The sequence below is a fragment of the Streptomyces sp. GS7 genome, from assembly GCF_009834125.1.
Lineage (GTDB): Bacteria > Actinomycetota > Actinomycetes > Streptomycetales > Streptomycetaceae > Streptomyces.
This window is the reverse complement of record NZ_CP047146.1, coordinates 5874986-5887597: the sequence shown is the minus strand read 5'-3', so window position 1 is coordinate 5887597 and position 12612 is coordinate 5874986. Positions and strand designations below refer to the sequence as shown.

Here is a 12612-nt window from a genome sequence, read left to right as displayed (position 1 = left end):
GCACATCCCCTGGTATGCGGGGGCACACAGCTGATACGGATGAGCACTCGCGGTGAAAACGTTTGCCGCCGAATCCGGGACGGTGCCGCCCGTGCGGCTCAGGCCCCCGTAGTGGAAGGCGCAGCGCCGTGGCCGATGTGACCCTGCGAGACGTCGCACGCGCCTCGGGCTGTTCGGTCGCCACCGTCTCCCGCGTCCTGGCGGGCAACCGCCCGGTGGGTGCGGAGACCGCGCGCACCGTACGGCAGGCCGCCGAGCGCCTGGGCTACCGGCCCAACCACGTCGCCCGCGCGCTGCGCAGCCGCTCCACCGGCATCGTCGGACTCGTCCTGCCGCAGATCACCAACCCCTTCTTCCCGTCCCTCGTACGGGAGTTGGAGCACGCGCTGCACGCCGAGGGGCGGGCCGTGCTGCTCGCCGACTGCGACGACGACCCGAAGACCGAGGCCGCCCGGATCGGCGAACTCCTCGACCGCCGGGTCGACGCCCTGCTGCTGATACCGGCCGACGAGCGGCGCAGCCGGGAGGCGGTGCTGGGCGCCGCGGCCCAGGTGCCGGTGGTGCTGCTGGACCGCGGCTGCGGGCCCGGCGCCGCCGACTCCGTCGCGGTCGACAACACGGCCGGTATGGCCCTGGTGCTGGACCACCTCGCCGCCACCGGGCGCCGCCGCCCGTGCTTCGTGGGTGCCGCCGGCACCGCGTCCGCGGCGGTGGAACGCCGGGCGGCGTACGAGGCGGGGGCCGCCGCGCTGGACCCGGCCGCCCCTGAACGCACCCTGCTCGGCGACTTCTCCGCCGCGTGGGGCCGAGCCGCCGTCGACCGGATCTGGCCGTCCCGCCCGGACGCCGTCGTCTGCGCCAACGACCTGATCGCGGCCGGCGCCCTGCAACGGCTGCGCCAACTCGGCGCCGACGTTCCGGGCGAGGTCGCCGTCACCGGCTTCGACGACATCCCGCTCGCCGGCCTCGCCGACCCGGCGCTGACCACCGTCCGCCAGCCACTCGCCGAACTCGCCGCGGAGGCGGCCCGGTTGCTCGTCCGCCGTCCGGCCGGTGCGGCCGTTCCCGGGCCGCGGCAGCCGGTCCGCTCGGTCCGTCTCGCCCCGGAACTGGTCGTCCGGGCATCGAGCGGGCGGCCCTCGTGAGCGACCTCTTGACCGTACGCGGTCAGTGAGTAAAGTCTAGACCAATTGGCACACCCTCGCGTCAACCACCCCCCTACGCGAAAGGGTTGACATGGACAAGAAAAGAAGGCTGGCCCTCGCCATAGGCAGCGCACTCGCCCCCCTCCTCGTCGTCACGATGCCGGCCGGCCAGGCCAGCGCCCACGGCTATGTCTCCTCGCCGCCCAGCCGGCAGGCCCAGTGCGCCGCCGGCACCGTCGAGTGCGGACCCATCAAGTGGGAGCCGCAGAGCGTCGAAGGGCCCAAGGGGCTGACCAGTTGCAGCGGCGGCAACAGCCAGTTCGCCGACCTCGACGACGACTCCAAGCCCTGGCAGGTCACCCCGGTCGGCAGCACCCAGACCTTCACCTGGCACTTCACGGCACGCCACGCCACCAGCAACTGGCAGTACTTCGCCAACGGCCAGAAGGTCGCCGAGTTCGACGGCGGCGGCACCCAGCCCCCGGAGGAGATCTCACACACCGTCAACTTCGACGGCGTCACGGACAGACAGAAGATCCTCGCGGTTTGGAACATCGCCGACACCCCGAACGCCTTCTACGCCTGCATCGACGTGAACATCGGCGGCTAGGGTTCGTCCGCCTCCTCCCACCGCTCTCCCTTCTCTCCCTCTCTCTCCACCCCTGTCTCCCTTTCCTCCTCCCGCCGCGTCGCCCTGCGCCGCCCCCGGCAGCAGGGCGGCGCCGGTGTCGTGGGCAACCGTTACGATCGGCCCATTCATGGCCGACGCTCGTGGCCGCTGCCGGGAGGAAGAGATGGGTCTGTTCCGCCGAGGACCGAAGCGGGATTCCCGCGAACTCGCACGCGACGAGGAGTTCGGCTTCTTCTCGGAGCGGGAAGGCCGCGTCTTCAGATCACAGGTCCGCCAGGCGTTCGCCGAGCACGGCCTGGAGGTCACCGCCTATGCCGCGGTGGTCACCGACGCCGCGGGCCGCCAGTTCGGCCTGGGCAACCTCGCCGCCGTCTGCCACCGCGACCGCCGCGGCGAGCGCAGCTGGCCGGCGCTGATCCGCGACCACGTCGGCAAGGTGCTGCGCACGATGGACGGCCCCCAGCCGCTGGAGATCCTCTCCGAGGACGAGATCCGGGCCTGCCTCTACCCCCGCGTCGTCGCCCAGGAGACGCTGCCCGCCTCCGACTCCTTCCGCTACGGGCGCGAGCCCGCGCCGGGCCTGCGGGAAGTGCTCGCCCTGGACCTGCCCGAGGCGGTGCAGATGCTGAGCGAGGACTCGCTGACCGACCTGGGGGACGTGGCCGAGCTGCGGATCCGCGCGATGAACAATCTGCGCGCCCTGCCGGTCGAGGGCCACGAGACGGTGCGGCGCGGTGACGGCTCGGCGTTCGAGGTGCTGCTCGGCGACTCCTTCTTCACCGCCAGCAGGGTGCTCGTGCTGGACGACCTGGTCCGGCGCGTCATGGGCACCGGGCTCACCCCCGACGGTGCGCTGGTCGCCATGCCGTTCCGCCACCAGCTGGCCTTCCACCGCATCCACGACGCCCAGGTCATCCCGGCCCTCCAGGCGATGGCGCAGTTCGCCGCCGCCGGCCACGAGGACGCGGCGGGCGCGATCAGCCCCAGGGTGTTCTGGTGGCGCCGCGGGGTGATGACACCGCTGAGCGAGCCGGACGGCGACGGCCTGCGTGTGGTGGTCGACACCGAATTCCAGGACATGCTGGAGCGGCTGGTGCAGGACGAGGCGTGAGCCCCGCCCGCCGGCGGCCCCGGCGCGCGCCGTACGGGGCGCGATCCGCAGCCCCGGAAAAAATTCCGCAGAATCTTCATCGGGCAGGGAACCCGGGCACCTGCGGACCCGTTCCTGAGTGTGAGGCCCCGCGCCCTCCCCCGTGCGCGGGGCCTCACCAGCGCTCTCCGCGGCCCCGTGCTCTGCGCGGCGCTCACCCCTCGCGGTCGTCGAGCAGCGCCCGCTCCTCGTCGGTGAGGAGCCGCGAGCGGATCAGGAAGCGGACGCCCTCGGGCGCCTCCAGCGAGAAGCCGCTGCCCCGCCCCGGTACGACGTCCACCGTCAGATGCGTATGCCGCCAGCGGGCGAACTGGTCGGCCGACATCCAAAAGCCCACCGGCTCCGGGCCCCCCGCCACCGCCAGCCGGGCCAGCAGCACGTCCGCCGCTCCGGTACGGAACTCCCCGGCCGGATAGCACATCGGCGCACTCCCGTCGCAGCAGCCGCCGGACTGGTGGAACATCAGCGGTCCGTGCCGCTCGCGCAGCGACCGCAGCAGTTCCGAGGCGGCGGCGGTGAGCCCGATCCGCGCGGGTTGCCGGTCCATGGTCGTTCCTCTCGTCGCCGGAACCGTCGTCTGGGACCGCCGATGCCGTTACGGAGACCGTTTCCGGAGGCGCCGACGGGCCCCCGGGGCCGCCGCGGCGGCAGGCGGTGGGCCCCAGTCAACCCGTCACGACGTTGCACGGTGGTTGCACGCCCGCACCCGTGCCATTCGGGGGACGACGGGCGTGGCGCCGGCCCCCGGCCGTTCGTCCGCCGCTACGAAGGGAGCCTTCCGCACCGGGACGAACCGCCGGTGCGCCGCAGCAGAGCAGCGAAAGGAGCCCCCATGTCCGCGCCGTCCGCGATCGACCACCACGCGACCACCGGGTACAGCCTCCCCCTGGCCTACTGGCTGGCCCAGGCGTCCGACTTGGCCTACAAGGACGCAGCCACCATCGAATCCCAGGCACGAAACTGGGGCTTCGACCGGGTGCGCCACCACCAGACGCGGTTCACGCCGCCGTTTCCGCTGGAGGACACCCAGGCGTACACCGCCGCCAGCGACCACATGATCATCACTGCGTTCCGCGGCACGGAACCGGCGGAGATCCGCGACTGGCTCTCGGACGCCGCCACACCCCCCTGGCCGGGCCCGGCCGAAACGGGCTACACCCACTACGGCTTCGCCGAGGCGCTCCAGTCGATCTTCCCGGAGGTCAAGGACACCCTGGCCGAACTGCGCACCGGCAACCAGACGGTGTGGTTCACCGGCCACAGCCTCGGCGGTGCGCTCGCCATGCTCGCCGGGGCACGGATGTATCTGGAGGAGCCGCGGCTCCAGGCGGACGGCGTCTACACGTACGGGCAGCCGCGCACCTGCGACCGCGTCCTGGCGGCGGCGTACAACAAGGGCTTCAAGAACCGCATGTACCGCTTCGTCAACAACAACGACATCGTGCCGCAGCTCCCGCCGGAGCCCGTCTACACGCATGTCGAGGCGCTGCGGTACATCGACTCGGACGGCAGGCTCCACGACTCCGTGGGCCTGCTGGGCAACCTGGCGGACCGCGCCAAGGGTCTGACCGCCGACGCCTTCGCCCCCGCCGCCGCCGGCGTCCGGGACCACTCGATCAAGCGCTACATCGCGGCCATCGAGAACAACCTGGCCTGATGTAGCGTCAGTTGCAGGCGGTGCCGGAACGTCCCCCCACGCATCCGGCGTCCGGGCCGCGAGGGGGTCGCGGCCCGGCTCGGGGGTGGTGGGAGCGGTGGCCCGGCCGCATGATCGATCCGGCCTCCGCACCCTCCTGACCTGCCCGCCCGCGGCCTGCCGCGGTGCTGCTTAAGGGAATTCTCACCAGTTCCTCATTCGGTGAATATGGTGGGCTCCCGTCGATCACCGGCAGGCTGGCTGCTTGTGTATCTTTCTGCTCCCTCGCACGGAAACGCGCCCGCGCCGTCCTGGCATGCCGGCGTATCGCTCTTGGACGGCTGGCTGCCGCTGACGATCCAGATCGTCGCCGGAGTGCTGCTCGTTGTGGTCATCGGCTGGCGCACCCCGCGCTGGAGACTGCTGTGGCTGCCCGTCGCGGCCGGTGTCGGCCTGCTCGTCGCGCTGCTGGCGAAGTGGTACGTGGACGCCAACGCGCTCGCCACCGACCCGGCCCCGGTGTCGCTGTGGGTGTGGATCGGGGTCACCGCGGCGGCCCTGGCCGTCGCCGTACTGGGCTGGCGGGGCGCACGCTGGTGGCGGCGAGCGCTGTCGGTGCCGGTGATCCCGCTGGGTCTGCTGTGCACGGGGCTGGTGCTGAACCAGTGGGTGGGCTACTTCCCGACCGTGCAGGAGGCATGGGCGCAGATCAGCGCCGGTCCGCTGCCCGACCAGGTCGACGCCGCGCAGCTGAGCGCGTTGCAGGGGAAGGGGAGCACGATGACCGCCGGTCGCGTGGTGGCGGTCAACACCCCCGACACGGCCAGCCACTTCACGCACCGCGAGGAGTATGTGTACCTGCCGCCCGCCTGGTTCAGCGGGGCCCGCCATCCGCAGCTGCCCGCGCTGATGATGATCGGGGGCGAGTTCAACACGCCCGCCGACTGGATCCGTACCGGTGGTGCGATCTCGACCGTCGACGCCTACGCCAAGGCCCACCACGGACAGGCCCCGATCCTGGTGTTCGCGGACTCGGGGGGCAGCTTCAACAACGACACCGAGTGCGTCAACGGTCCGCGCGGCAACGCCGCCGACCACCTCACCAAGGACGTCCGGTCCTATGTCGTCTCCCACTTCGGAGCCTCCGCCGCCCCGGCCGACTGGGGGGTGGTCGGCTTCTCCATGGGCGGTACCTGCGCGGTCGATCTCGCCGTCATGCACCCGGAGTTGTTCGGCAGCTTCGAGGACATCGCGGGGGACGAGGGCCCGATCGTCGGCACCAAGCAGCTGACCATCAAGGACCTCTACGGGGGCAGCGAGGCGGCGTGGGCGAAGTTCGACCCGCTGACCGTGATGGCGGCACACGCCCCCTACACCGACACCGCGGGCTGGTTCGACAACAGCAGCTCCGGCGACCGGCCCGGCGGACCGGGCCGGCGCGGCGGACCGAACAACGGCCATGGCGGAAACGGCGGTTGGCAGGGCGGCCACGGCGGGCAGCACCGGCACGGCGGCGCCATGAGCCGGCCGGGCCCCGTGGGCTTCGGCGGCCGTGACATCCCCGGCGACGGGATGGGCGGCCAGACGGCCGACGCGCAGAAGCTCTGCGCCGCCGCCGGCAAGAAGGGGATCTCCTGCACCCTGCACTACCAACCCGGGGGCCACACCTGGCAGTTGGCGTCCAGTGCCTTCTCGGCCGCGCTTCCCTGGCTCGCCGAGCGCGTCCACACACCGACCGCACCGGCCGGCGCGTAGGCCCCGGCCGATCCGGCCCCCCTACGGCACCGCACAAGGCACCGCCCCCGACCGTTTCCACGGATCGGGGGCGGTGCCTTGTGCGGGGGCCGGCTAACGAGCCGGACCGCACCGGTAGAGGGTCTGCGCGGTGCCGCCCTCCCCGGTGGTCGCGGTCTTCGGGGACTGCGTACCGCCGTAGGCCGAGGCCGGGACGCGGGTGCAGCCGGACCGCACCCAGCCGGCGATCCGGGTGGCGGACGTCGAACCGCCGCCACCGCCGCCGAACATGGCGCCCATGCCGCGCCCGCCGCCCAGCAGGACGTAGCGGACCTTGCCCGACGCCACCAGTTGCCGGAAGCCGGCCTCGGTGGGGAACGGGACCTGGCCGCTGAAGCCGCCCAGCGGGAGGATGCGGGTGCCCTTGGCGAGGATGTACGGGGACGCGTTGTTCCAGCCGTCGGTGGCGAAGACGTACTCGGCCGAGCCGCGGTGGGCGGTGGTGTACGCGAGCAACTTGCGCTGGTCGGAGGTAAGTCGGCCGCCGGACTCGCCGAAGCCGCCCCTGGCGTGCCCGCCGCCCGGCCACTTCGCCGCGCCATGGCCGCCACGGCCGCCGCGCATGCCGGAGGGACCGACCGCGCCCATCCCGGAACTGCCGTACGCCGGGTTGAAGACCTGTACCGCCCAGGCGCTCGGCGCGAGCAGCACGGCGGCGAGCGACGCGGCGAGACCGACCAGGGCGAGCCGTCCGCCGGACCGGGCGCCGCCCGGCCGGGCGAGGACCAGCAGGACGACGGCGGTCAGCCCCAGCACGCCCACCGCCGGCGCCAGCCACGGCAGGAAGGACGGGAACTCGCCGGCGAGGAACGCGCCCCACGCCGCCGTCGCGGCGACCGCACCGGGCAGCACCCAGGCGCGGCGTCCACCGGCCCGGTACGCGCGCCACAGCATGACTGTCCCGCCGCCGGTCAGCGCGGCGAGCGGCACCGCGATCACGCCCATGTAGTACGTGTGGCCGCCGACGCTGCCCGCGCTGAAGACCAGGAAGTACGTGGTCAGCCAGGTGCCCCAGAGGGCGAACCCGGCGCGGATCCGGTCCGTACGCGGGCTGCCGCGGCGCCACAGGAGGCCGCAGACGACGGCGATGGCGGCGAACGGGTAGAGCCATCCGGTCTGCGACGCGAGCGCCGAGCCGAACATCTTCGACCAGCCGTCCTGGCCGCCGCCCCCGAAGCCGCCGGGCCCGCCGCCATGGGCCCGGTCGGGCAGTTGGGCGGCGCCCTGCTGCGCTCCGGCGTGCGTACCGGGCGTGCCGCTGCCGCCGGCCTGCCGCGGGTGCTGTGCGCCGCCGCGCGGCGCGCCCGCCGCCTCGGTCGTCCCGGCACCGGGCGCCGCGGCGCCGCCCTGGCTCCCGCCGTGACCTCCTCCGTGGCCCCCGCCGCCCCGCGTCGCGCTGATGCTGCCGGTGGAGGCGGCGCTGATGCCCAGGGACGAGAACCGGTTCAGGAAGTTGTAACCGACCACCATGCTGAACGCGGAGTTGTTCGTGGTGCCGTCGACATACGGCCGGTCGTTGGCCGGAGTGAGGGCGACGGCCACCATCCACGAGGCGGAGACGGCGGCCATCACCACCGCGGAGAGCCCGAGATGCGTCAGCCGCTTCCGCAGCGGGACCGGCGCCGAGACCAGATACACCACGGCGAGCGCGGGCAGGACCGCCCACGCCTCCAGCATCTTCGACTGGAAGCCGATGCCGACCCAGACCCCGGCCATCACGAGCGGACGCAACCGGCCCGCCTCCGCGGCACGTTGGGTCGCCTCCGCCGCAAGCAGCACGCACAGGGTGAACAGCGGGTCCTCGACGGCGGTCCGGAACAGTCCCACCGCCACCGGCGTCAGCAGGAACGCACCGCTCGCGATCAGCGCCGCGTTGTAGCCCGCCCAGCGGCGCACCACCCGGTACAGGACCAGGAGGCTCGCCACACCCTCCAATACCTGAGGAAGCGTCAGCGCCCAGGGGTGGAATCCGAAAATCCGGGCGGAAATGGCCTGCGGCCAGAGGAATCCCGGCAATTTGTCGAGAGTGATGGAATTGCCGGGGTCGAAGGAACCGTAGAAGAACGCCTTCCAGCTCTCCGTCATACTGCGCACGGCGTTTGCGTAGAAGGTGTGGTATTGGCTGTGATTGATCCCCCACGCGTAGAGCACGGCGGCCAGCACGGTGATGACCAGCAGCGCCGGTCGCGCGTATGCAGGTTGCCCCACCGGCGATCGCCAGGGCGCGCGGCGGACGCCGGCGCCGGCGGGGGCGGTTGTGTCGAGGACTGTCGTAGCCATGCGCAGCAGTCTTCGGCATGTTTCGGGGCCCCCTACGCCGCACCCGACGGTTTGAAGGAACTTCTCACCGGATACGGGGGAACCTTTTACCGAACTGATTCCGCCTTTAATCCGCGCGGCGCCATTCATTACCTGCCCCAGGGCGACGCAAAGCGAACGGCAGGGCTACTCCCTCACGAAGATCAGGTCTCGGGTGCCCCGTCGGTTACGTCGTCATCCGGTGTGTAACGCGCCGGCGGGTCGAACCTCCTCAGCAGTTCCTCGGCGGTCTCGTTCCGCTCCTGCTTGATGACGATCTCGGCGACCTGCTTTGCCACCATCGCTCGCCGGACATCCCCGTCCGCGAAGCCCATGCCGGTGAGGAAGCCTTCGAAGTGGTCCGCGGCCGTCGGCTCCCGTACGACCGAGACGGGAGACTTATCCATGATGTCCGGGATGGGCTGTTCGCCGTGCGGCCCGGGCAGGAAACCCCGTAGGCGTTCGGGCACGTCGGTGTCGTTGGCGGCGGACGCGAGCTGGGCCAGTAGACCGAGGTCCGCCACGGTCTTCTCCACCTCGTCGTCGTTCTTCGCGAGCCACCAGACCACCGCGCTGCCGGTGTCCTTGAGCACGTCCTGTCCCAGATACTCACGCTTGCTCTGCTCGTACTTCCGCTGGTGTTCCCACACCGCTTCGTCCTTGCGGACTTCGGCGAGCCTGTCCAACCGCTCCTGATCGTGCTCGTGCAGGGTGAGTGCGACGTTCTCGGCCAGGACCTGGAGGCGGCCGGTGGGGTCCGGGCACATCCTGCCGAGCGCACCGCTCAGCTCGTGCCGGACCAGTGAGGCCCGGCCGGGCTCCCGCTGTTCGGTGATCGCGCGGGCACGCTCCAGCACCGCCTGGACGGCGAGTCCGACCGGACTGACGATGGGTCCGTCCCCGTGGGAATCGACGGGGTACCACCGCACGGTTGCGGTGAAGAGGAAGTCGTAGTCGGTCCATTGGCTGGGCAGTGCCACGTGGCTGACGCGGTACTCGCTGCGTTCGAAGGGCGCCGCGGTGATGGTCTCCGCAACGCCTACCGGTATGGAACCACGCCGTGCCGCAGCGATCCTGAAGGCGGCCCCGGGCACTCCGAGGAGAAGAACGGCGGCGGTGGCCCACGCCCAAAGGGGCCACCCCTGCACCAGACCCAGGATCGTCAGCAGCAGGGCGCACAGGACGGTGAGGAAGACGGTCGTCGTCTTGCGGCCGGTCGTCATGGTGTGGTCCCCCCGTGTGGTGCGGCCGAGGGGCGGAGGCCCTGCGCCGCGGAGATCTTCTGGAGCAAGCGGTCGGTGGTGACGACACCACGTGCCGTGCCACCGGTGGTGGTGGGTTCCGCCGCGCGGGCCGCGGAGTAGAGCGCCGCGAGCTGTTGGCCGTCCCGGCCTGCGGCGTCGACCAGCAGGTCGAGCAGCAGGTCATGGCGGTCGTCGACGTCTCCGGCGGTGTGCAGCCAGCGCACCGCGTACGGCTGCCAGCGCGGCTGCGGCAACTCGGCGAGCACCGCGCGCCAGCCGATGGTCACGCAGCGCTGCACGTACTCCTCGTCCAGCGGCGCGTGGGGCGCGTCACCCGGGTCCGTCAGCGGTACCGGGTCGCAGATCCGCAGGAAGATACGTGCGTCTGCGGCAGGGACGGAGGAAGACCCGGTGAGGCGGCCGAGCATCCGGCGCCGGAGCCGGCTGCTCGTCGCCACCAGCTCGCACAGCGCGTCCGACGCCGCCGCCGACCCGCTTTCCCGGCGGGCGAGGTGGTGCAGGCGGACCATGGCCTGGTCGGGATGGGTCGGTGCGATGGCCTCGGTGCAGACGCGCACCAGTACGTACGCGAGACCTCCCGTCAGCTGCTTCTCACTGCACCACGTGTTGATCAGCCGCCGGAAGCTTCCCCCGTACTGCCGGGTGCCGAGACCGCGGGCCAGTGCGTGGACGGCCGCCGTGAGACGGGCCGTGGTCGTGGCGTCGGTGCCCCAGCGGTCCGCCAGAGCCGCCAGCTCCTTCCACTGGCCGGTGCGCAGGTACTGGTCGGCGAGCCGCTCCACCAGCTCCTTGCGGAGATCCGGAGTCAGATGCGGATCGCCCAGCTCCGTACTCTGCGCGGTCCAGGCACTCAGCGGGCGTCGGAGGTCCGGCAGGTTGTCCCAGAAGTGGGCGCGGACCGCGGCGTCGAAGTCCAGCTTGTCGAACCGTACGTGGCAATCCGGTCCGGCCGACGCGGAAACCTCCTTCAGGCGCGCGGCCAGGTCCTTGCTTTCGAGCGGGAGAACCTCGTCCCGAGGGGTCCTGAGGGTACGGAGCAGCAGCGCGGCCGCGTGGTGGACGACATCGGCGTGCGCGCCGTGCAGCATGGCCGTGGCGAACAGCAAGGCCCGCTGCGGTGCCTCGCGCTGTCCGGCGACCAGGTCGGCGACCTCATTCCGCCAGGTCTTGCGTGCGTCCCGGGCCTGCTCGCACCAGCCGGCGAAATCGCGGTCCGCCGGATGCGCCGTACGATCCCGACGCACGCGGTCGGCGAAGTCCGCGATCTCCTCGTTCGCCCGCTGCTCGGCCAGGAAATCCGTCAACGCGGGTGCGGGTTGCCGGTACTCCTCGTGCGGTATCCGATGGAATCGCAGATGGCGCCGGAACACCTCCTGGGCCGGAGGGCTTTGGATCTCGGCCTGGTAGAACCGGAGGTCGGAGTCCAGGTCGTGGCCGTACGGCCTGACGACCACCAGGCGCGCCCGCTGTTCTCGGACGGCCTTGCGGAGGGCCGACAGATCTCTGAGGCACTTCGCCCATTGAGTGCCGTCAGCCTCGGCAAGGTCCAGCAGCAGGCGGTCGCCGGCACCGACCAGTCCGCCGTCGGTGAGAGGGGCTTCTTCTTCGTCGCCGGGCAGCAGTTCGCGGAAGATACCGGTGTTCCGGTGATGTTCGTACAGGAGGACCCGGGCTGCGGCACTCCTGCCGCAGCCCGGAACGCCGTAGAGGATCACCGTGCGGTGCTCCGCGAGCAGTCGGCGTGCCTCGCCCATTCCCGCGGGGTCCACGAACCGCTGCTTGAGCAGCCGGAGTTGGTCATCCGCGATACGGCGGGGGCTTCGGCGGGCCGTCTCCTGCTCCGGACCGGAGGGGGCGTGGTAGTGGATGTCGCCGACGCCGGCATGCAGGGCACCGGCACGCGCGATCCACTCCGCGGACGGGTTGTTCACCGCTCATCGCCCTCGCGTCGTCCCGCCCCGCCGAACTGGTGCCGGATGTCGCCGTGATGGTCGCCTTCGATATTGGTCATGCCGTCGCCCGAGTAGTGACGGCTGCCCGAGTCATGGCGGGAGTTCTGATAGATGTCCCCGTTGCCGGAATGCACGGCGCCGGCCGTCCCCTTGAAGACGGTGCGGCCGACGTCGCCGGTGAAGTCCCGGCTCTGGACGGCCGCTCCGCCGATATCGCGTGCCGCATTGGACACGGATCCGGGACCGGCGGCCGGCGCCTCCGCCGGCTCGGGATCGTGCAGCTCAGGCACCAGCTCGGCGACCAGGTCACCGAGGCGCTTCAGGTCGGCCTCGGCGTTCTGCGTGTCCAGTCGCACGGATTGCAGATCGGCCAACCGCGCCAGTTCGTCCGGGAGTTCGCTCTTCTTCAGCCGCTCCGTCGTCCGGCCCGCCAGGACCGGGATCACCGGAAGTCCGCAGGCGAACGCCTCAAGGATCTCTTTCCGTACCCAGTCCTCGGGGTCGTTCAGCTTGTTCTGGAAGTTCAGCCAGTCGGCCCCGATCACCGCCAGCAGCAGGGCGCTGCGGCGCAGGTTGGTCAACAGGGCATCGGGATAGGGGATGCTGGGAAGAATGGACTTCGAGGCGCGGAAGGCTCGTTCCGTCCCGAAACGGTTGGAGAGCTCGTTGTCGATCAGGGCGGCGATCTCGTTGCCGTCCCCCGTACGGTAGTTGATGAAGATGTCGACCATGGTGGGTTCC

Annotated in this window: 10 protein-coding genes; 5 read left to right on the top strand and 5 right to left on the bottom strand. The window is 71.5% G+C overall.

Annotated elements, in window-relative coordinates; translation table 11 throughout:
• Window positions 1-128 precede the first annotated feature (128 nt).
• The 3 genes from GR130_RS25680 (at window position 129) to GR130_RS25670 (ending at window position 2887) form a co-directional block, all read left to right on the top strand.
• Entirely contained in the window at window positions 129-1145 is a 1017-nt protein-coding gene (locus GR130_RS25680) for a LacI family DNA-binding transcriptional regulator (RefSeq protein ID WP_159506905.1), read from the top strand.
• Between the two features lie 91 nt (window positions 1146-1236).
• Window positions 1237-1755 carry a lytic polysaccharide monooxygenase auxiliary activity family 9 protein gene (locus GR130_RS25675; protein WP_159506904.1) on the top strand — a complete coding sequence of 173 codons (519 nt, stop codon included), beginning with the start codon at window positions 1237-1239 and terminating at the stop codon, window positions 1753-1755.
• A 184-nt stretch (window positions 1756-1939) separates the two neighbouring features.
• Window positions 1940-2887 carry a hypothetical protein gene (locus GR130_RS25670; RefSeq protein ID WP_159510211.1) on the top strand — a complete coding sequence of 316 codons (948 nt, stop codon included), beginning with the start codon at window positions 1940-1942 and terminating at the stop codon, window positions 2885-2887.
• A 193-nt stretch (window positions 2888-3080) separates the two neighbouring features.
• On the opposite strand, the gene GR130_RS25665 is transcribed toward GR130_RS25670, so the two are convergent.
• Entirely contained in the window at window positions 3081-3473 is a 393-nt protein-coding gene (locus tag GR130_RS25665) for a DUF779 domain-containing protein (protein ID WP_159506903.1), read from the bottom strand.
• A 285-nt stretch (window positions 3474-3758) separates the two neighbouring features.
• Between GR130_RS25665 and GR130_RS25660 the strand changes: the two genes are divergently transcribed.
• On the top strand, window positions 3759-4583 hold the full coding sequence (locus tag GR130_RS25660; protein ID WP_201304997.1) for a lipase family protein: 825 nt from the start codon (window positions 3759-3761) through the stop codon (window positions 4581-4583).
• A 312-nt stretch (window positions 4584-4895) separates the two neighbouring features.
• The gene (locus GR130_RS25655; RefSeq protein ID WP_201304996.1) at window positions 4896-6317 is read left to right on the top strand and encodes an alpha/beta hydrolase; all 1422 of its coding nucleotides are present in this window, start codon (window positions 4896-4898) and stop codon (window positions 6315-6317) included.
• A gap of 93 nt (window positions 6318-6410) precedes the next feature.
• Here the strand turns inward: GR130_RS25655 and GR130_RS25650 are convergent, their stop codons facing one another.
• The 4 genes from GR130_RS25650 to GR130_RS25630 all read right to left on the bottom strand — a co-directional run bounded on the left by GR130_RS25650 (window position 6411) and on the right by GR130_RS25630 (window position 12602).
• Window positions 6411-8636 (bottom strand): ArnT family glycosyltransferase, encoded by a 2226-nt coding sequence (locus tag GR130_RS25650; RefSeq protein ID WP_159506901.1) that lies wholly within the window; start codon window positions 8634-8636, stop codon window positions 6411-6413.
• A gap of 182 nt (window positions 8637-8818) precedes the next feature.
• A complete protein-coding gene (locus tag GR130_RS40925; protein WP_236573486.1) occupies window positions 8819-9877 on the bottom strand; it encodes a hypothetical protein in 1059 nt (352 codons plus the stop codon).
• Complete coding sequence (locus GR130_RS25635; RefSeq protein WP_159506900.1) at window positions 9874-11850, bottom strand: hypothetical protein; 1977 nt, start codon at window positions 11848-11850, stop codon at window positions 9874-9876. Before GR130_RS25635 ends, GR130_RS40925 begins: the two co-directional genes overlap by 4 nt.
• On the bottom strand, window positions 11847-12602 hold the full coding sequence (locus GR130_RS25630; protein ID WP_159506899.1) for a TIR domain-containing protein: 756 nt from the start codon (window positions 12600-12602) through the stop codon (window positions 11847-11849). The genes GR130_RS25635 and GR130_RS25630 overlap by 4 nt, the downstream gene beginning before the upstream one ends.
• Window positions 12603-12612: the final 10 nt, after the last annotated feature.